This window comes from Streptomyces sp. NPDC088747 (assembly GCF_044751025.1).
GTDB lineage: Bacteria > Actinomycetota > Actinomycetes > Streptomycetales > Streptomycetaceae > Streptomyces.
In genome coordinates this window covers 222474-242409 of record NZ_JBIVKZ010000012.1, presented here as the reverse complement: position 1 = coordinate 242409, position 19936 = coordinate 222474, and the positions used below count along the sequence as shown (strand labels likewise).

Annotated in this window: 12 protein-coding genes and 1 pseudogene; 7 read left to right on the top strand and 6 right to left on the bottom strand. The window is 71.8% G+C overall.

Going from position 1 to position 19936, the window contains the following annotated elements; genetic code table 11:
* Window positions 1-272 precede the first annotated feature (272 nt).
* From ACIP79_RS27090 to ACIP79_RS27075, 4 genes are all read left to right on the top strand, one after another.
* Complete coding sequence (locus ACIP79_RS27090) at window positions 273-3371, top strand: glycoside hydrolase family 2 TIM barrel-domain containing protein (RefSeq protein WP_401227288.1); 3099 nt, start codon at window positions 273-275, stop codon at window positions 3369-3371.
* A gap of 145 nt (window positions 3372-3516) precedes the next feature.
* Entirely contained in the window at window positions 3517-3762 is a 246-nt protein-coding gene (locus ACIP79_RS27085; protein WP_401227287.1) for a hypothetical protein, read from the top strand.
* 3 nt (window positions 3763-3765) lie between these two features.
* Complete coding sequence (locus ACIP79_RS27080) at window positions 3766-4143, top strand: toxin Doc (protein ID WP_401227286.1); 378 nt, start codon at window positions 3766-3768, stop codon at window positions 4141-4143.
* A 724-nt stretch (window positions 4144-4867) separates the two neighbouring features.
* Complete coding sequence (locus tag ACIP79_RS27075) at window positions 4868-6775, top strand: RICIN domain-containing protein (protein ID WP_401227285.1); 1908 nt, start codon at window positions 4868-4870, stop codon at window positions 6773-6775.
* Window positions 6776-6793: 18 nt separating this feature from the next.
* On the opposite strand, the gene ACIP79_RS27070 is transcribed toward ACIP79_RS27075, so the two are convergent.
* From ACIP79_RS27070 to ACIP79_RS27055, 4 genes are all read right to left on the bottom strand, one after another.
* Window positions 6794-7771 carry a 2-hydroxyacid dehydrogenase gene (locus ACIP79_RS27070; protein ID WP_401227284.1) on the bottom strand — a complete coding sequence of 326 codons (978 nt, stop codon included), beginning with the start codon at window positions 7769-7771 and terminating at the stop codon, window positions 6794-6796.
* The gene (locus ACIP79_RS27065) at window positions 7768-8937 is read right to left on the bottom strand and encodes a lactate 2-monooxygenase (RefSeq protein WP_401227282.1); all 1170 of its coding nucleotides are present in this window, start codon (window positions 8935-8937) and stop codon (window positions 7768-7770) included. Before ACIP79_RS27065 ends, ACIP79_RS27070 begins: the two co-directional genes overlap by 4 nt.
* Window positions 8938-9065: 128 nt before the next feature.
* Window positions 9066-9731, bottom strand: coding sequence for a cyclase family protein (locus tag ACIP79_RS27060; protein ID WP_401227281.1), 666 nt, complete (start codon window positions 9729-9731; stop codon window positions 9066-9068).
* Window positions 9728-11314 (bottom strand): purine-cytosine permease family protein, encoded by a 1587-nt coding sequence (locus ACIP79_RS27055; protein ID WP_401227280.1) that lies wholly within the window; start codon window positions 11312-11314, stop codon window positions 9728-9730. Before ACIP79_RS27055 ends, ACIP79_RS27060 begins: the two co-directional genes overlap by 4 nt.
* Before the next feature lie 521 nt (window positions 11315-11835).
* Here ACIP79_RS27055 and ACIP79_RS27050 point away from each other — a divergent pair.
* The 3 genes and pseudogenes from ACIP79_RS27050 (at window position 11836) to ACIP79_RS27040 (ending at window position 15319) form a co-directional block, all read left to right on the top strand.
* Entirely contained in the window at window positions 11836-12270 is a 435-nt protein-coding gene (locus tag ACIP79_RS27050) for a protease inhibitor (RefSeq protein WP_383688408.1), read from the top strand.
* A gap of 153 nt (window positions 12271-12423) precedes the next feature.
* A pseudogene (locus ACIP79_RS27045) lies at window positions 12424-13694 on the top strand (MDR family MFS transporter).
* Between the two features lie 83 nt (window positions 13695-13777).
* Window positions 13778-15319: a bifunctional phosphatase PAP2/diacylglycerol kinase family protein gene (locus ACIP79_RS27040; RefSeq protein WP_401227279.1), complete on the top strand. Its 1542-nt coding sequence runs from the start codon at window positions 13778-13780 to the stop codon at window positions 15317-15319.
* A gap of 65 nt (window positions 15320-15384) precedes the next feature.
* Here ACIP79_RS27040 and ACIP79_RS27035 read toward each other — a convergent pair whose 3' ends face one another.
* Both ACIP79_RS27035 and ACIP79_RS27030 read right to left on the bottom strand, forming a co-directional pair.
* On the bottom strand, window positions 15385-16884 hold the full coding sequence (locus ACIP79_RS27035) for an MFS transporter (protein ID WP_401227278.1): 1500 nt from the start codon (window positions 16882-16884) through the stop codon (window positions 15385-15387).
* A 195-nt stretch (window positions 16885-17079) separates the two neighbouring features.
* Window positions 17080-19896 (bottom strand): NHLP bacteriocin export ABC transporter permease/ATPase subunit, encoded by a 2817-nt coding sequence (locus ACIP79_RS27030; RefSeq protein WP_401227277.1) that lies wholly within the window; start codon window positions 19894-19896, stop codon window positions 17080-17082.
* Window positions 19897-19936 lie beyond the last annotated feature (40 nt).

Genomic DNA, 19936 nt, shown 5'->3' with positions numbered 1-19936 from the left:
GGCTACACCCTGGCCCTGGGTTTGGGGGGGCCCCACCCCCCCCGGGGGGCGGGCCGGGGGCCCGGGCGGGCCCCGCCCCGGCGGGCCCCACGGGCCGGGCAGCCGGGTGCTCGGCAGAGCGGGCGGGCCCGGAGACGTCCGATCGCATCGCGATGTGCGGTACGGAAGTGCGTGCCGGACCCTTGACGCCCACACGTGTCACCGCGTCAGAATCTGTTTGTTCACGATCAGTTGTGATGACTTATGGGCCCTTGATGAGGGAGAACCGCACCATGACGGTCACTCGAAGATCGGTATTGATCGCAGGCACCGCTTTGCCGGCGGCGGGAGCACTCCCGGGCGCCGCCGACGCCTGGGCCGCGTCACCCGGTCACGCCCCGGGCCGGCACACCGTCGCCCTCCGCGACGGCTGGCGTTTCGCGCTGGTCGACCCCGTCGGCGCCACCGACCCCACCGGTGCGTACGAGAGGGCCGCGGACCCCGGATACGACGACTCGGCCTGGCGCGCGGTGGCCGTACCGCACGACTGGAGCATCGAGCTCACCCCGACCACCGAACACGGCACCAGCAGCGGCACCGGGTTCCTCCCCGGCGGCCTCGGCTGGTACCGCACCGCCTTCACGCTGCCGCCGTCCCTCGCGGGCAAACGGATCTCCGTGGAGTTCGACGGCGTCTACATGGACGCGTACGTCCACTGCAACGGCACCGAAGTCGGCCACCACCCCTACGGATACACGGGGTTCGCCCTCGACCTCACCGACCTGCTCCATACGGACGGCATCACCGACAACGTCATCGCGGTCCGGGTCAGGAACCAACTCCCCAGCAGCCGCTGGTACTCGGGCAGCGGCATCTACCGCGAGGCCCGCCTCGTCGTCACCGAACCCGTGCACGTCCAGCGCTGGGGCACCTACGTCACGACCCCGTCGCTGACCGGGACGCACGCGGTGGTGCGCGCGCAGGCGACCGTCGTCAACGAGTCGGGCACCGATCGCCGGGTCACCGTCGGATCCAGGATCGTCGGCCCCGACGGACGCACCGTCGCCCGTGCGGGTTCCACCGTTCCGGTGGGAGCGGCTCCGCGCCTGGAGACCCACGAACTCACCGTGCGGAAACCGGAGTTGTGGTCCTCCGACAGCCCGCACCTCTACACCCTGGTGACCGAGCTGGCCGTCGACGGGAAGACGGTCGACACCTACCGCACGACCTTCGGCATCCGCCAGGTCACCATCGACGCCGACAACGGCCTCTCGCTCAACGGCGATCCCGTCAAGATCCGCGGCGTCAACCTCCACCACGACCTCGGCGCGCTCGGTGCCGCCGTCAGCGCGGACGCCGTGGAACGCCAGCTGACCATCATGAAGGGCATGGGCGTCAACGCCCTGCGCACCTCCCACAACCCGCCCTCCCCGCAGGTGATCGCCGCCTGCGAGCGGCTCGGGATCGTCATGATGGTGGAGGCCTTCGACTGCTGGCGGCGCGGCAAGAACACCTACGACTACGGCCGGTTCTTCGACCAGTACGCCGACGCGGACATCGCCGAGATGGTCGGCGCGGCCCGCAACTCGCCCGCAGTGATCATGTGGTCCATCGGCAACGAGATCCCCGACTCGACCTCGACGGCCGGCCTGGCCATGGCCGACCGGCTGATCGACGGTGTCAGGAGTCTCGACACCAGCCGTCCGATCGTCATCGGCTCGGACAAGTACCGCTCGCTGCCCGCCGTCGGCTCCCCGGCCGATCTGATGCTCGCCAAGATCGACGGCCTCGGCCTCAACTACAACACGGCCCGATCGGTCGACGCCCTGCACGCCCGCTATCCCAAACTGTTCCTGTTCGAGTCGGAGTCCTCGTCCGAGACGTCCACCCGCGGCGCCTACCAGGAGCCCGAGCACCTGAACACCGGCGAGAACCACACCCCGGGCAGGCGCGCGACCTCCTCCTACGACAACAACCTGGCGTCCTGGACGATGAGCGGCGAGTACGGGCTGAAGAAGGACCGCGACCGGAAGTGGTTCGTCGGCGAGTTCCTGTGGTCGGGCATCGACTACCTCGGGGAGCCCACGCCGTACGACGTGTTCCCCGTGAAGGCGTCCTTCTTCGGCGCGACCGACACCGCGGGGTTCCCCAAGGACACCTTCCACCTGTTCAGGAGCCAGTGGACCAGCGAGCCGATGGTCCATCTGCTGCCGATGAGCTGGAACCACGAGGAGGGCGACACGGTCGAGGTGTGGGCGTACGCGAACGTCGACACCGTGGAGCTCTTCCTCAACGGAAGGTCCCTCGGAACAAGGAGGTTCGACACCAAGAAGACCGTCGACGGCCGCCCCTATCTGGAGACCACCGAGGCCGTCGGGGACGACAAGACGGTCACCGGCGGTCCCTGGCCGGGAAGTTACACCAGCCCGAACGGCAGCGCGGGCAAGCTCCACCTCGCCTGGAGGGTGCCGTACGCGCCCGGGGAGTTGAAGGCGGTGGCCCGCAGTGACGGCCGTACGGTCGCCACCGACGTCCTGCGCACCGCCGGGGCGCCGCACGCGGTACGCCTGTCCGCCGACCGCAAGTCGACGACGGCCGACGGGCGTTCACTCGTGTTCGTGACCGCCGAGGTGGTCGACTCCCGGGGAGTGGTCGTGCCGGACGCCGAGAACCCGCTGGCGTTCGCGGTCGAGGGCGGATCCCTCGCCGGCCTCGACAACGGACGGCAGGAGAGCGCCGAGCGTTACCAGGCCTCCACCCGGACCGCCTTCCACGGCAAGGTGCTCGCCGTGGTGCGGGCGGGTACGAAGGCCGGGCCCGTGAAGGTCACGGCACGCTCGGACGGGCTGCGCACCGGGACGGTCTCCGTGCGGGCCACACCCGCGCGCTCCAGGGCGACCACCCCCGCCGCCGCCTTCGCACCCGACCCGGGCCCCGGCGTCCCGAATCACCCCTTCGCGGACGCCAGTTACTCGGGACGTCCCGACACCCTGCCCGCCGCGATGCTCGACGGCGACCCCGCGACGGGCTGGTCCAACGCCTTCTACAAGGCGGCCACGGCCCTGCTGCCCGCGTTCAGCGGCGCCCGGCCCGAGGACTGGGTGTCGGTCACCTGGGCACGCCCGCGCACCATCGCCCGCGTGGAGGTCTCGTTCACCGTCGACGCGACGCACACGCTTCCCGCGTCCGTCGGGGTCGAGGTCTGGAACGGCGAACGGTACCTGCCGGTCGAGGGCGCGACGGTGGACTGGGCGACCGCGTCGGACGCGCCGACGGCGATCACCTTCGACGCCGTACGGAGCTCACGGCTCCGGCTCGTCCTGACGAGCCGCCGCCCCGGCGAGGCCGACGGCGCCCAGCGCATCAGCCGGCTGGAGACACCCGCCGGCTGACTGAGGGGGCCGGCCGTCACCGTCCGAGGCGACCGGCCCCCGCCCACTGGGGCACGCCTTTCCCGGCGCCGGGGCAGGTACCGCACCGGGGCAGCGCTGACCTGGGCGTATTTACGACCAAGTACCCGCGCGGTACCGTGAGGGCATGCCAGCTCTCAATGTGGAGTTCAGCGACCGCGAGCTCGAGGACCTTCGGCAGATCGCCAAGGAGCGCGGTACGTCGATGAAGGCCCTGGTACGGGAGGCCGCCGCGGCCGACATCGTGCGGCACCGGGCGCTCCAGGAAGGCGCGGAGGTGTTCCGGCGGTTCTTCGCGGCGCACGCCGACGAGTTCGCCGCCGCCTTCCCCGAGGACGAACCGCCCCGCAAGGGCGAGGGACGAGCCGCCTGACTCATGGCACCGGTCATCCATGTCGATGTGCCGTGGCTGCTCCAGCGCCACGAAGAGGTCATGCCCGACCAGCCCACGGTCAACGACTTCTCGGCGCTCGTCGCCGCCGTGGCCCGCCACCGCGTCGACCCGCCGCGCCTCGGTGTCGACTCCGACCCGGCCTGGCGCGCCGCCGCGCTCCTGCACACACTGGCGCTGCTGAAGCCGCTGCCCGCCTCCAACGCCCGCTTCGCCTGCTCGGCGGCGGTCGCCTACATGTTCGTGAGCGGCGTCGGCATCGACCCGCCGTACGGCTCGCTCGTCGACCTGGCCCGCGATCTGATCGACGGGAAGACGGACGTCTACGGCGCGGCGGACCGACTGAGGTCCTGGCAGATCTAGGCCCTGTCGTTTGGATCACGCCGCGGACGCGGGGCCTGGCACGCACGTCTGCGGCGTTGTCGTCAGTCGCCGACGCTCCGCGTCGACTCCCTCCTCCGCCTTGCAGCCGCACGCACCAGGCCCCGCTCAGGGCGCAGACAAGGCACCGTCGATGCCCTGCGACCAGATCCGAACGACAGGCCCTAGCGCCGCGCGGAAGGCCGCCGGGCGACCCGCCCTCGGGGCCGCCGGCCGAGGGCGGGAAGACAAGGCCGGCGGCCCGTTCGCGCGGGAGAGCCGCCGTACCGCGCGAGGCCTTCGAGGAAGGCCGGTTCCAGTGGACAACGCGGTTCCGTGCGCCGGGAGCGTGCGCGAACCACCGGCGCGTGCGTGCCGTTCACACGGGGCGCATGACATATCGAAAACCGGTACGCGTCGTACGAGTTGCCGCCGGGAGCTGAATTTCTCTCCGTGAGGCGGAAGTTACTCACGTGTCTTGTTGGTCATGAGCGGGTTGTGCGAAGGTGACCTTCCTGAGCTGGGTCAATGGCCGGGTTCGAATCGCCGTTCGCAATTCAAGGCTGTCGACGGGCTCTTGAGGCCCTTGGTGACGGTTGTCGTTACGGACTTCACCCCGGCCGCTTTCCCGGCACCCCGTCGAAAAGGTACGCACCAATCAACGCGCTCTTTTCCGGCGGTGAGGAACTTCTGTGTGCCACCTTGCACCTTGGAAGGAACCCGCTCTGTGCACACCCCCCACCCCCCTCGTCCTCCTTATCCGCCCGGCGGCGCTCCCGGTGAATCCGACGAGAGTCTCGCCGCCGCGCTGAGGGGACGGCCGGAGAACGAGACCGCGCACCCCGTCGCCCTGCTGATGGCGAGGCACTGGCAGCCCGCGTACGACTACTCGGTCATCTGCCTCGCCTCTTCGGCGAACGTCGCCTCCATGGTGACCGCGGCCTCCTTCCATCGCGTACTCGACCGCCTGACGGCCGGCGAATCCGCCGTCGCCCTGCGGCCCCGGCTTCTCGTGGCCGTACGGGACACCGTCGGAGAGTGGGCCGCGGAGGACCGGATCACCGGTGTACTGCCGGACCTGAGGAAACCCGCCGGGGGCCGCGGTATGCGAGCCGCCAAGTCCATGACCGCCGAGAACAGGCAGCTCGCCGAACGCGCTTTCCACGCCCTGCAACCACTCGCCCAGTGCCTGCTCTGGCACACCGAGGTCGAAGCCGAACACATATCCGTACCGGCCGGCCTTTCGGGTCTCGATACCGACACCGCGTCGGCCGCGGTGGAACAGGCCCGCGAACAATTCCGCGAAGGCTGTGTACGGGCCCACCGGGAACTCGCGCCGACGAAGGAATGCGGCTTCTACAACCGCTTGCTGGACGTTCCGATTCGACGCGGCGGCGCCCTGCTGCCCGATGTCCAGCAGCATCTGGTGGAGTGCCGCTACTGCCGTTTCGCCGCCGAGCAACTCAGCCATTTCGAGGGCGGGTTGGGCGTTCTGCTCGCCGAAGCGGTACTCGGCTGGGGCGCCCGGCGCTATCTCGACTCCCGTCCCGGACGCGCGCGGCAGGCGGTGCGCCCCCGGGGTGCGACACCGGCCGGCGGGCGACGCCGGAGCAGCCGAGGCGGACTCCCGGAGAGCGGTGGACGCCATCGGCTGCTGTCCCAGCTCCCCGACCCGCGCGGCCTGCCCCGGCCCCTGCGGCGGCACGCGAGGGTGCTGATCACCGGAGCGGGCCTGGTCTCGGCCGTCCTGCTGGTGACCGCCCTCGCCACCAGCCTGTGGGCGGACGACGACACGGCCGTGGACCCCGCCGCCTCGACGGGCGCGAGCGGTGCCCGCACCCTGTCACCCGAGCCCGGCTCCGCGTCCCCGCCGCCCACCTCGGCGGGGCTTCCCGAGGGCGCCGAACGGACCAGGCTGCGCAACCTCGCCGCCGACCTGTGCCTCGACGTCCGGGGCGGTGAGGCGAAGGCCGGGGCCGAGACCGCACTGGCCGTGTGCTCCTCCGCCTGGACCCAGCAGTGGTCCTACGGGGAGGACGGACTGCTGCGCAGCGTCGCCGACCCCGGACTGTGCCTGGACTCCCGGGCCGACGACGGCTTCGTCACGCTGGAACCCTGCGCCGCCGCGAACGCGGCGCGCGGCAGCGACGTGCGCTACGACCTCACGGTGCGGGGCGAGTTGCTGCCCCGGTGGAGCGAACGGCTCGCCGTCGCGCCCGGGTCCGCGGACCCCGGGGCGGAGATCGTCGCCAAGGTCCGCGACGGTTCCGACGCCCAGCGCTGGCGGACCGACTCCTCGTCGGCCGAACCCGACTCCCTCTCGATCTCGGGCACAACCGCTCCCGCGCCCCAGGCAGCCACCCCGGCGCCGCGCGCGGCGGGCGACGCACCGCCCGCCGGGGCCGGCACCCCCGAGCCACCGGACGGGCAGCAGCCTGGGCGCCGACCGTCGGACGAACCAGCTGAGCGGCCTCCCGCCGGACAGCCCACGGGCGTACCGGCGGGACCGGCGACGACCCCGGCGGAGCCTTCCTACGAAACCCGCTCCGTGACGGCGGCCGACGACGCGGGCCCCGGCCCCCTGCTGCCGCTGGCCGGGCAACTCGGTGCGGTGGCAGGGCGGTTCGGCCTGTAGCGGCCGGTCGCGCGACGGTTAGGAGACGACGTCGTGCGGCGGCTTGCCGGCCAGGAAACCGGCGGCGTTCTGGACGGCCGCCAGCGCGATCCGCACCAGGGTCTCCCGGGTGACGCCCGCGACGTGCGGGGAGAGCACCACGCCCGGGGCCTTGAGCAACCGCAGCGCCGGGGTGGGTGGTTCGGGGTCGAAGACGTCGATGCCCGCTCCGGCGAGGGCGCCCGCCTCCAGCGCGTCCGCGAGGGCGTCCTGGTCGATCAGGGCGCCCCGCGCGGTGTTCACCAGGAACGCGGTGGGCTTGAGGAGCGCGAGCCGCTCCGCGTCGAGCAGGTGCCGGGTCTCGTCCTTCAGGGGCACGTGCAGGGTGACGTAGTCCGAGGTGCGGAGCAGTTCGTCGAGTCCGACATGGCGGGCGCCGCCGAGCCGGGCCTCCGTCTCCGGGCCGACGGAGCGCGGACCCGCGTACAAGACGCCCATGTCGAACGCGACCGCGCGCCTGGCCACTTCCTGGCCGATGTGCCCGAGCCCCACGATGCCGAGCGTCTTGCCGGACAGCTCGGTGATGGACCGCTGGAGCCGTGGCAGCGCCCAGTCGCCGTCCACGAGCGCGGTGTGCGCCGGGACCAGCCGTTTGGCGAGGGCGAGCATGAGGGCGAAGGTCTGCTCGGCCACGTTCTGCTTCTCGGCGCCGCTGGAACCTATGTTGCACACGAGTACGCCGCGGGCCCGCGCGGCCACCAGGTCGACGTAGTCGAAGCCGTGGCTCGCGCACTGGATCAGCTCCAAGTGCGCCGCCGCGGCGATGTGTTCGGCGGTCACCGGGCCGAGCCCCGTGACGATGACGCGGGCTTCCCGCAGCGCGTCGGGGTCCTCGTCGGCGGTCTCGACCACGGTGACGCGCGTCCCGGCGGGGAACAGGCCGGCGAGCGCCGCGCCCGCCCGCCGGCCTCCGACATGGGCGGAGACGACCGCGAGGACGTTGCGCGGGGCGCTCACGCGGGTTCCTCGATCAGGTCGTCGGGGCCCAGACCGCCTGGGCCGGCGTGCCCGGACAGGGCCAGCGTGAGGTCGAACTCGGCGAGCAGGCACCGGATGACGTGCTCGACGCCCGCCTGTCCGTCCAGGCCGAGACCGTAGGCGTACGGGCGTCCCACGAGGACACCCCGGGCGCCGAGCGCGAGCGCCTTGAAGATGTCGTCGCCCGTGCGGATCCCGCTGTCGAAGAGGACGGTGAGCCGGTCGCCCGCCGCCTCCACCACCCGCGGCAGCGCGTCCGCCGCCGCGACGGACCCGGCCACCTGACGCCCGCCGTGGTTGGAGACGACCACGCCGTCCATCCCCGCGCTGGCCGCACGGCGCGCGTCGTCGGGGTGCAGGACGCCCTTGAGGACGATCGGTCCGTCCCAGTTCTCCCGCAGGAACTCCAGGTCGGGCCAGGTCTTGCCGGGGTCCGCGAACATGCCCACGAAGTGCATCACCGCCGCGTTCGGGTCCTCGTACACCGGCTTGGCAAGACCCGCCTGGAACGCCGGGTCGGTGAAGTAGTTGGCGGTTCCCACCCCGTGCAGGAACGGCAGGTACGCCTGGTCGAGATCGCGCGGACGCCAGGCCAGCAGGGGGGTGTCGAGGGTGACGAACAGCGCGGTGAACCCGGCCGCCTTCGCCCGGTCCAGGAAGCTCCGGGTGACCTCGCGGTCCTTCGCCCAGTACAGCTGGAACCAGCGCTCCGCGTCGCCCATCGCCTCCGCGACCTGCTCCATGGGTGTGCTGGAGGCCGAGGACAGGATGAACGGGACGCCCTGCGCGGCGGCGGCCCGCGCAGCGGCGCACTCCGCGTCCGGATGCATGATCGACAGCACCCCGACGGGCGCGAGGGCCAGCGGCGCCGGCAGCGCCCGCCCCAACACCTCGACGGACAGGTCGCGTTCGCGCACGTCCCGCAGCATGCGCGGCACGATCCGGCGCCGGTCCAGGGCGGCCCGGTTCGCCCGCGCGGTGCTGCCGCTGCCCGCGCTGCCCGCCACGTAGCCGACCGGGCCGGGACCGAGCCGCTGCTCGGTGAGCTCCTCCAGCCGGGTCAGATCGGTGGGCAGCCGCGGAACGGCACCCGTCATCCCGTTGAGATAGATCTCGTACTGGAAGTCCGCCCAGTGCTTCGCCATCCGTACGTCCCGCCTCTCGTGCCGGAGCTCGCGCTGTACGGGGTCGATCCTGGCGACTGGGACAAGATCCGTCCACTGTGATGCGTACGGATCACCGCGATGCGCGCGGCTCGGACGCGACGAGCTCATCAACCCACACGGGCCATCGCCCGTACCGGCGCCCCGTCCGCGCCGGGCAGCCGCAGTGGGAACACGAAGACCTTCACCGGCAGGCCCGCCTCCTGAGCGGCGACGACTCTGTCGAGGCCGGTCAGGTTCTCGGCGATCACGCCGCCGGCGCCGCACAGGACACGGTGCGCGGGCAGGCCGGCCCCGCCGGTGGGATCAACGCTCAGCGCGTCGACCGCGACGGTCCGGACGCCCGCGCCGACGACCGCCCGCGCGGCGTCAGGGGTGAGCCAGGGATGCGCCGGGTAATGGGGCGTTCCCCAGTGCGCCGACCATCCGGTGGCCAGCAGCAGGACGGCGCCCGGCGACAGCCGCGCGCGGCTGAGGGCGGGCGCGAGCAGTCCGGGGGTGATCGGCGCCCGTGCCGCGAGGCCGCGCACGTCGGCCACGACAGCGGGCCCCGCGAACCGCTCCGGCGGCAGCTCGTCCAGCGTGGGCCAGGCCCCGTCCACGTGGTAGGGCGCGTCGACATGGGTGCCGGACTGCGAACCCAGGCGCAGATGAAGGACGTTGACCCCGTCCTGGGCGACCCGCAAAGCAGGGGAGACCTCGACCTCGGGGTCACCGGGATACACGGGCATCCCGGTGACCACGGGCACGGACAGGTCGAGCCAGGACTCCCTCACCTGGTCTCGGAGGCGAGCACGGGCGGGGCGTCGCCGTCGGACTCGGCTCCGGGGCCGGTGATCGGCGGCACGGGAACGTCGACCGTACGGGCCAGCCGGGCACCCTCCGGCCCGTACGCGGCCCGGGGTTCGGGGAAGATCCGCAGCAGGGAGAGGAAGAGGACCGCGGACACCGCGAGGGAGAGCGGGAGGCCGATGTCGACGCCGTTCGCGAGGTCGCCGAGCGGGCCGACGAACTGCCCCGGGATGTTGGTGAACAGCACGCCGATCACGGCGGCCACCCACCAGGCCGTCAGGCCGCGCCAGTTCCAGCCGTGCGCGAACCAGTAACGGCCGCCCCGCTGACGGCGGTTGAAGACCTGGAGGGCGTCCGGGTCGTACCAGCCGCGCCGGGTGCAGAAGCCCAGGATCATCACGACCATCCACGGCGTGGTGCAGGTGATGATCATCGTGGCGAAGGTCGAGATGGACTGCACCAGGTCGAAGCCGAACCGCCCGACGAAGATGAACGTGATCGACAGCAGCCCGACCAGCACCGTCGCCTGGACCCGGGACAGCCGGGGGAACACGGAGGAGAAGTCGAGCCCGGTCCCGTACAGGGAGGTCGTTCCCGTCGACATGCCGCCGATCAGCGCGAGCAGACACACCGGCAGGAAGAACCAGCTCGGCGAGATGGCCAGCAGCCCGCCGACGAAGTCCGGGGCGGCCGGATCGACGTACTCCGGGGCCTTCGTCGCGATGATGCTCGCGGTCGCCAGGCCGAAGACGAACGGCAGCAGGGTCGCGATCTGGGAGAGGAACGCCGCCCCGACCACCCTGCGGCGCGGCGCGTCGGCGGGGATGTAACGCGACCAGTCGCCCAGGAACGCGCCGAAGGAGACCGGGTTCGACAGGACGATCAGCGCCGCGCCGATGAAGGAGGGCCAGAAGAGCGCCTGCGTCGCCGAGTCGGCGGAGGCCGTGAAGGAACCGGCGTACGAGGGGTCGAAGTCGCCGGCGAAGGCGATCGCGCCGAGCAGGAACAGGACGGTCGCCGACGTCACCGCGATCTTGTTGACGAAGAGCATGAACCGGAAGCCGTACACGCACACCGCGAGCACCAGGGCGCCGAACAGCGCGTAGGCGATGACGTACGACACGTCGCCGCGCGGGAGTCCGAAGAGCCGGTGCGCTCCGCCGACCAGGGCGTCGCCCGAGCTCCACACCGAGATCGAGAAGAACGCGACGGCTGTCAGCAGGGAGAGGAAGGAGCCGATGACACGGCCATGCACGCCCAGGTGCGCGGAGGAGGCGACGGCGTTGTTCGTGCCGTTGACCGGGCCGAACACCGCCATCGGGCACAGGATGAGCGCGCCGACGAACACCCCGAGGAGTGTCGCGGCGAGGCCCTGCCAGAAGGAGAGGCCGAAGAGGCTGGGGAAGGCGCCGAGGACGCAGGTGGAGAAGGTGTTCGCGCCGCCGAACGCGACGCGGAACAGGTCGAACGGCGAGGCGGTGCGGTCCGCGTCGGGGATGCGCTCGACGCCGTAGGCCTCCACCTCGGTGAGCGACGGGGGAGCGGTGGTCGGGGAGTTGTCGGACATCAGTGCTCCAGCGAAGTGCTGCCTGTACCCATACGGGCGGTGGAGCGCGTGGTGGCGCGAAAAGGGGGATGGCCGGTTGTCGCCGCTGGGGTGCGCGGCGTGAGCGGATGCCGTCCTCACGGGGTCTGCCGACGCTATGGCCGTGCGTCGCGGCGGCACCAGAGGACGGATCATCCATCTTTTGTGTACCGGCTGGACCATTGCTCCACCGGGCTCGGTGCGGGGTTCCCGACTCGTCGTCAGCCGCGGGGAGTCCGTCATGGGCTGAAGCGGAATGTTTCAGGCCTATTGCTGTGTGGAGGAAATTCGGCCATGAAGGCACTTCGGACGATCAGTAAGCGCTCGCTTCCGGGCGACACCGTTCGAATTCTGTGACTTCACGCCACTGATTCAATACTCAAAGTTACCGAAACGCGTGGGTCGGATGTGTGTTTCCCGTCCGGACTCGGCAGACTCGCGCTCGCCGAACCGGCACACAACCGAGCCGGTCTCGCATTCAGTCGAGCGGAAGGATGCACACAATGCCGACCACCGCGCGTTGGGCAGCGACTCTCACCCTGACGGCCACCGCCGTCTGCGGGCCTCTGGGTACCACCGCCCTCGCGGCCCCGGACCTCGGCCCCTCCGGGCTCTACGCCCCCTCCGCCCTGGTCCTCACGACGGGCCACGGCGACAGCGCGGCCACCGTCACCGCGGAACGCGCGGTCACGCTGAACTGCGCCCCGACCGCCTCCGGTACTCACCCCGACGCCCCGCGGGCCTGCGCCGAACTCCGCCTGACCGACGGCGACTTCAACGCCCTGTCGGTGAGGGCCGGCGCGATGTGCACCAAGGAGTTCGACCCCGTCGTCGTCACCGTCGACGGTGTGTGGAAGGGCAAGCGCGTCGCGTTCGAGCGCACCTTCGCCAACGAGTGCGTGAAGAACTCCTACGGGACGACCGTCTTCACGTTCTGACAGACCGGGATCGCGCGGTTCCCCGTGGGCGTCGAACGAGTGCCCGTGACTGGGGAAGCCGGGCCTCGTCGCGGATACCGCGTGATCTCCTCCCGGGGGTCGGCCGGACGGAGTGGGGCCGTCGGCCGGCCCCCGGGCACTCCTGCATAGGGTATGCAGGTGCTCGCTGAAGGAAACAGGGCGCCGGCTCCCGACCGGGTGAGGGCCGCCCCGCACCCCAGGACCTGGAGCCGGCTGTCACCCCTGCTCCGCCTGCTGATACTGACCCAGCTCGCCTTCAACGTCGGCTTCTACGCCGTACTGCCCTTCCTGGCCGAGCACCTCGGCGCGGCGATCGGCATGGCGGGTTGGCTCGTCGGCCTGGTGCTCGGCATGCGGACCTTCAGCCAGCAGGGACTGTTCGTGGTCGGCGGCGCCCTGGCCGACCGGTACGGGGTGCGGCCCGTGGTGCTCGCGGGCTGCGTGCTGCGGATCGCCGGCTTCGGGTGGCTGGGGTACGCGCGGGCGTCCTGGGCGGTCGTCGGCGCCGTCCTGCTGATCGGTTTCGCCGCCGCCCTGTTCTCCCCCGCCGTGGAGTCCGAGGTCGCGCGGCAGGCGGTGCGCTGGGAGGAGGCGGGCCGGGGATCCCGTACCCGCGTGCTGGCGCTGTTCACCGTGGCCGGACAGGCCGGGGCGTTCGTCGGGCCGCTGATCGGCGCGCTGCTGCTGGCCGTCGACTTCCGCGCGGTCTGTCTCGCCGGGGCCGCCGTCTTCGTACTCGTACTGGCGGGCCACGCCCGGCTCCTGCCGCAGCACATCCCGGGCCGGGCGAGGGTGCGGTTCGCGGGAGGCGGCCAGGTCCTGGTGCGCAACCGCCGCTTCCTGGCGCTGTGCTGCGCGTACGGCGCCTACCTGCTGGCGTACAACCAGCTCTATCTGCTCCTCCCGGCGGAGGTCGAGCGCGCGGCGGGCTCGCAGGCGCCGCTGGCCTGGCTGTTCGCGCTGTCCTCGCTGCTGGTGGTGACCGCACAGCTGCCGGTCACCCGCTGGGCGGCGGACCGGCTCGACCTGCGCCGGTGCGTGGCCGCCGGGCTGCTCCTCATCGCCGCCGGATTCGCCGTGGTCGCGCCGGCCCGGCCGCCGCGTGGACGGGAACGGCGGGACTGCTGCCCGCGGCGGCCTTCGTCGTCCTGCTCACCCTCGGGCAGATGCTCGTCGCGCCCGCCGTCCGCGCCTGGGTGCCCGACCTCGCCGACGAGGGCAGGCTCGGCCTCTACACGGGCGCCCTGTCCTCCGTGTCCGGCCTGATCGTCCTGGCCGGCAGCGCCGGGTCGGGCTCGCTGCTCGACACCGGGCTCCCGCCCGCCCTGCCCTGGCTGGCCCTCGCCGTCGTTCCCCTGTCGTCGATCGCGCTGCTGCCCCGCCACCCGGGGAAGCCGGCCTGAGCCGTCGGAACCCGCGCGGGAGCTGCTCCGGTTGGTGGTGCAGCGGATGCCGACCCGCCCGGCCTGCCGGTAGGAGTGGGTCCATGGGCGTACTCGGCGAACTGGATCTGCGGCTGTTCAGGAGGGTCGCCGCCTCCCGGTTCCCGGCCGCGGATCCGGCGCTGCGCAGGATCAGCCGCGCCGCCGACCACGGCAGGCTGTGGTTCGGCGCGGCGGCGGGCCTCGCGTCCACCGGAAGCCGCGAGGCCAGGCGGGCCGCCCTGCGCGGTACGGGCTCGCTGGTCCTCGCCTCGCTGACCGTCAACACGGTCGTCAAGTGGACCGCGCGCCGCCCCCGTCCGCGGCTGGACCACGTGCCGGCGATCCGGCACCTGGGACGTCAGCCGCACACCACGTCCTTCCCCTCCGGGCACTCCGCCTCCGCTGCGGCCTTCGCCACCGGAGTCGCCCTGGAGTCCACCCGGTACGGCGCCCTGGTGGCGCCCTTCGCCGCGTCGGTCGCCTTCTCGCGTGTCTACGTCGGCGTGCACTACCCCGCGGACGTACTGGCCGGGCTCGCGATCGGCGCCGGGGCCGCCGCGCTGACCTGCCGCTGGTGGCCACCGCGCCCCGCCCGGCCCGAACCGGAGCGGCCGGGAGCCCGAGCGCCCGCGCTGCCCGGCGGCCGTGGCCTGGTCGTCTTCGTCAACGGCCGGGCCGGCACCGGCCCGCCCACGACGGGGACACCGCCCGCCGAACGGCTGCGCGCACTGCTGCCGGAGGCCGAACTGGTCGAACGCGGGCCGGGCGACGACTTCGCCGCCCTGCTCGCCGAGGCGGTCGGCCGGGCCGAAGAGGCGGGCGGCGCGCTGGGTGTGTGCGGCGGCGACGGCAGCGTCAACGCCGCGGCTCGCGCGGCGGCCGAACGAGGGCTCGCGCTGGCGGTGTTCCCCGGCGGCACCCTCAACCACTTCGCGCAGGACGTGGGCGTACCCCGCTTCGAGGACACCGCCCGCGCGGTCACCCGTGGCGAGGCGGTGACCGTGGACATCGGTGTGGCGCGCTCGACGACGGGCCACGAGGTGCGGTTCCTCAACACCTTCAGCATCGGCCTGTACCCCGAACTGGTCCGGCTCCGCGAGCACTTGGAGGGCCGGTGGGGCAAGTGGCCGGCCGCCGCGATCGCCCTCACCCGGGTGCTGCGCACCGCGTCCCCCATCGAGTTGAGCGTCGACGGCCGGCCGAGACGTCTGTGGCTGCTCTTCGTGGGGAACGGGCGGTACGTCCCGGACGGTTTCGCCCCCGTCCTGCGGCCGCGGCTGGACGACGGGCTGCTGGACCTGCGGCTGATCGAGGGCGAGCACCGGCTCGCCCGCACCCGGGTCGTCGTCTCCGCGCTCGCCGGAGCCCTCGACCGCTCCCGGGTCTACAGCGCCGAACGCGTCACCCGTGTACGGATCGAGGGCCTCACCGGCACGGACACGCTCGCGTACGACGGTGAAGTGGGCCCGACGCCAGGCGAGTTGAGGCTCGGGAAGGAGCGCGGGGGACTGGTCGTGTACCGGCCCGCCGTACGGAGGGACGAGCCTGCCCACCACACGAACACGGGACCGACGGCAAAGGGTGAGGGTGACGGCAAAGGGTGAGGGGCCGCCGTCTCCCTGCAGACGGCGGCCCCTCGGTCAGGGGTGATCGTGCGGTCGAGGCGCGATCACATGTGGACGACCGGTGCGGCGTCCAGGTCCTGCTCCGGCTTCCCGCCCCGGTAGAGGAAGAAGGCGATCACGGCGCCGGCGGCGAAGAAGCCCGCCGACCACCAGAAGGCGGTGGTGTAGCTCTCGATCGTGGACTGCGCCCGCACCAGCTTGTCGGTCGGGTCCTTGCCGACCAGGTAGCTCGTCGCGGCGCTGGCGGCCAGCGTGTTCAGCAGGGCCGTACCGATCGAACCGCCCACCTGCTGCATGGTGTTGACCGTGGCGGAGGCGACTCCCGCGTCCTCGGCGGCGATCCCGCTGGTGGCCAGCTGCATGGCGGGCGGCATCACGATGCCGAGGCCCGCGCCCATCACGATCAGCTGGGGGAGCACCCCGGTCGAGAAGGACGAGCCCATGTCGATGCCGCTCAGCCAGGCCATGGCGAGCGCGGCGATGGCGAACCCCGCGGGAATGATGGTCTTCGGGCCGAACCGCGGCACCAGGATGGTGGTCGAGATCTGGGCCATGACCATCAGGGCGGCCATCATCGGCAGGAAGGCCAGGCCGGTCTTTGTCGGGCTGAAGCCCAGGTTCAGCTGGAGGTAGTAGGTGAGGAAGAGGAAGACACCGAACATGCCCGCGCCGGTGACCAGGACCGCGATGAACGACGCGGCGCGGTTGCGGTCGAGGAGGACGCGCATCGGCAGCAGCGGGTGCTTGGCCCGGGTCTGCCACCAGACGAACGCCGTCAGCAGCAGTGCGCCCGCGAGCAGGAAGCCCCAGGTGGCGGGCGAACCCCAGTCGTGCGTCTCGGCGTTGGAGAATCCGTAGACCACGGAGAAGAGGCCGGCGGAGACCAGCAGGGTGCCCGGCAGGTCGAGCTTGGAGTTCGCGGCGTCGCGGTGGTTGCCCAGCAGCATCCAGCCGCCGGCGAAGGCGACGATCGCGAAGACCAGGTTGACGTACAGCGTCCAGCGCCAGTCGAGGGCGTCGGTGAGCACACCGCCGAGCAGCAGCCCGACCGCGCCACCCGCTCCGGCGATCATGCCGTACACGCTGAAGGCCTTGGCGCGTTCCTTCGCCTCGGTGAACGTCGTGTTCAGCAGCGAGAGCGCGGCCGGTGCGAGCAGTGCGCCGAAGACACCCTGGAGGGCGCGGGCGGTGACCAGCATGCCGAAGCTGTTCGAGGCGCCGCCCAGCACGGAGGCGAGGGCGAAACCGCCGACTCCGACGAGGAAGGCGGGCTTGCGCCCGAAGAGGTCGGCGATGCGACCGCCGAGCAGGAGCAGGGAGGCGAACGCCAGCGAGTAGGCGGTGACGATCCACTGCCGGTTGCCGTCGGAGAAGCCGAGGTCCGCCTGGGCGGAGGGCAGGGCGATGTTCACGATGGTGGCGTCGAGGACCACCATCAGCTGCGCGATCCCGATGATCGCGAGGATCCACCACCGCTTCGACGATTCCGCCGAGGGGGCGTCCACGGCGCCCGCGCGGGCGCCTTCGGTCACGGTTTGAGGCATGAGGGAACCACTCCAGGGAAGTCGCTCGACGTTTCGTGTTGGTAAACGAAACTGTTTCGTACACGTCGAGGCTAGACCCCTTCTATCGAAACTGCAACGTTTCGATGAGTGACGCGGATCTCGTCGGCATACCGACGGCCGCCCTGTCCTGCCAGGGCGTTCCGTTCCGGGGTGTGAAGGCCGTCCGGTGGACGGCTAGCGCATCTGCCGGCGCACCAGTTCGTGCAGGCGCCCGCCCGTGTCGGCGAGGAGCTGTGCGGGCGGTCCCTGCTGGGCGACCCTGCCGTCCTCCATCACGATGACCCGGTCCGCGTCCATCACCGTGGACAGCCGGTGCGCGATCACCACGCGGCTGGCGTTGAGCGCCCTGGTGCTCTCGATGACCGTGCGCTGCGTCTCGTTGTCCAGGGCGCTGGTCGCCTCGTCGAAGAACAGGATGCGGGGGCGGCGGATCAGCGCCTGGGCGATCATCAGACGCTGGCGCTGGCCGCCGGAGACCGCGCCGCTGCCGGAGACGATGGTGTGCAGGCCCATCGGCATGCGCTTGATGTCCTCGGCGAGGCCCGCCATCTCGGCCGCCGCCATCGCCTCCTCGGCGGTGTACGGCTCGGTGCCGCAGATGCAGTCCAGGATCGAGCCGGTGAACGGCTGCGCGTGCTGGAGCACGACACCGCACTGACGGCGTACGGCGGACTGGTCCAGCGCCGCCAGGTCCTGGCCGTCGTACAGCACACTGCCCGACACGGGCTTGTCGAAGCCGATGAGGAGCCGCAGCAGGGTGGACTTGCCGCAGCCGCTGGGGCCGACGATCGCCACGAACTCGCCCGGCGCGACGGCGAAGGACACGTCGTCCAGGACGAGCGGCCCGTCGTCGCTGTACCGGAAGGACAGCCCGCGGGCCTCGATGGCACCCGACAGGACTCCAGGACGGGTGCTCGCCACCCGCACCTCGGGTGTCGCGTCGAACACGGGCTTGATCTCCTCGAACATCGGCAGCGCGGCGGCGGCCGAGACGAAGGCGCCGGTGATCGAGGTGACCGCGGTCAGCAGCATCGTCGTCGAGGTGTTGAAGGTGAGGAACTCCGCCGCCGAGAGTGAGCCGCGCGCCGGGCCCGCGAGCAGCATGAACATCAGCAGGGAGCAGAGCGGCAGGTACACCGCGCCCATCACCGTGGTGAGGTTCTTGATCCGGCCGACCTTCTGCTGGAGCTCACGGCTGCGCGCGAACTCACCGGCCCAGGCGGCGTAGGCGTAGTTCTCGGCCGCCGCGACCCGCAGTTTGGGCAGGCCGCGCAGGGTCTGGAAGGCCTGGTTGTTCAGTTTGTTGCTGAGCACCACCAGGCGGCGCTGCCAGCGGACCTGCCACAGGCCGAGCCCCAGGAAGGCGGCGGCGATGACGACGAGCATGCCGAGCGCGGCCAGTGCCATGGGGACGCTGTACCAGAGGAGCAGGCCCAGGTTCATCGCGCCGATCGTGCCCGCCTGGGCGAGGGTCGGACCGACGCCCGCGAGGAGACGGCGGATGGCGCTGATGCCCATGGCCGCGCTCGCCAGTTCACCGGTGGAGCGGGAGGTGAAGAACTTCGTGGGCAGGCGCAACAGCCGGTCCCACACGGCCGGTTGCAGCGTCGCCTCGATCCGGCCCTCCAGGCGCAGGATGGTGAGGTTCTGGAGCAGCGTGAAGGTCGCCGCCACGACGCTGGTAACCATGATGGCGAGGCAGACCTGCGCGATGAGGCCGTGCTGTGCCTTCGGCACGTACTCGCCGAGCACCTTGCCGGTGGCGATCGGCACGACCGCGCCGATCGCGACGGTCACCAGGCCGCTGATCGCGAGGTTGCGCATGTCGCCGCCGGTGCCCCGGAGGCAGAACCTCATCAGCCGCAGCGGGCTCAACCTCCGCTCGGGCAGCGGACGGTAGAACATCACCGCCTGTGGTTCGTACTCTCCCGCGTTGGCCTTCTCGATCGGCGTCTCACGACCGGACGACGGCTGTACGGCGACGTATCCGCCGCGCCGCCACAGCAGCGCGACCGGGCTGCCCGACACGGCACGGTGGCCCACCAGCGGGCCGATGTTGTCGTGCCACCAGCGCCCGTCCAGCCGTACGGCCCGGGTGCGGACGCGCGAGGCGACGGCGATCCGCTCGACCGGGTCGAGCCGGTCGCTCTCCGTGCCGCCCCGGACGGCTTCGGCCAGGGTGATGCCGGCCGCGCGGGCGACGAGTGCGCAGGCCGCGTGGGTGGCGTCCGCGTCGGCGGCCGTCGGGCGCTTCGCCGACTGCTTGCCGATCGAGGCCAGCAGTGTCCGGTCGGCCTGGGCGCGGACGGCCTCGCCCGCCTTGATGCCCGCCGCCGTGCGGTCCTCGTGGTTCGACTCCAGCCGCTCGATCCACCGGTCGAGGGTGGCGAGAAGCCGGTACTGCTGGTCGACCATGCCCTGCCAGACACCGGAGTCCATCAGCAGATCGGCCGCGGCCTCCGCGCCGTACAGGGAGCCGTACTGCACACTGCCGGGCGGCACCTGCATCCAGAACACGTCGTCGTCGGTGAGCGCGGCGGCGTTCTCGTGGGCCATCGGCGCCTGGAAGAGGATGGAGAGGCTGCGGCCCGCGCCGAGGGCGAGGGCGTACTCCAGCGGGCTCGAAGTCGGCGGCACGTACTGCGCGTTGCCGTACTCGTCGTAGGACCAGCTCTGGGTGTCGGCCCGCTGGTAGAGCTCGCGCAGCCCGATCCGGCGGACCACGCAGTCCCGCAACGGCCTCCCGACCAGGGTGTGTTGCGGTCCCGTGACCGGCCCGAGCAGCAGGGAGCCCGCTTCGAGTCGGCCGAGGTGGTGCCAGTGGCCCTGCTGGGCGGCGTCGACCGCGAACAGGTCCATGGCGCCGGCCGCGACGAGCCACAGGACCTGCGGACCCTCCAGGTCCAGGCGGTTGAGGGCGGAGCAGTCGACGGGCGTGCCCATCCCGCCGAGCGCGCCGAGGACGACATCGCCCTCGTCGATCGTCGTCATTCCACCGCTCCTGGTTCCCCGACCCTCGTCATCTCAACGC

Excerpts from the sequence above, each read along its gene's own strand:
- ACIP79_RS27090 (WP_401227288.1), top strand. The coding sequence starts at position 273 with ATGACGGTCACTCGAAGATCGGTATTGATCGCAGGCACCGCTTTGCCG.
- ACIP79_RS27085 (WP_401227287.1), top strand. The coding sequence starts at position 3,517 with ATGCCAGCTCTCAATGTGGAGTTCAGCGACCGCGAGCTCGAGGACCTT.
- ACIP79_RS27080 (WP_401227286.1), top strand. The coding sequence starts at position 3,766 with ATGGCACCGGTCATCCATGTCGATGTGCCGTGGCTGCTCCAGCGCCAC.
- ACIP79_RS27065 (WP_401227282.1), bottom strand. The coding sequence starts at position 8,937 with ATGGCGAAGCACTGGGCGGACTTCCAGTACGAGATCTATCTCAACGGG.
- ACIP79_RS27055 (WP_401227280.1), bottom strand. The coding sequence starts at position 11,314 with ATGTCCGACAACTCCCCGACCACCGCTCCCCCGTCGCTCACCGAGGTG.
- ACIP79_RS27050 (WP_383688408.1), top strand. The coding sequence starts at position 11,836 with ATGCCGACCACCGCGCGTTGGGCAGCGACTCTCACCCTGACGGCCACC.
- ACIP79_RS27040 (WP_401227279.1), top strand. The coding sequence starts at position 13,778 with ATGGGCGTACTCGGCGAACTGGATCTGCGGCTGTTCAGGAGGGTCGCC.
- ACIP79_RS27035 (WP_401227278.1), bottom strand. The coding sequence starts at position 16,884 with ATGCCTCAAACCGTGACCGAAGGCGCCCGCGCGGGCGCCGTGGACGCC.
- ACIP79_RS27030 (WP_401227277.1), bottom strand. The coding sequence starts at position 19,896 with ATGACGACGATCGACGAGGGCGATGTCGTCCTCGGCGCGCTCGGCGGG.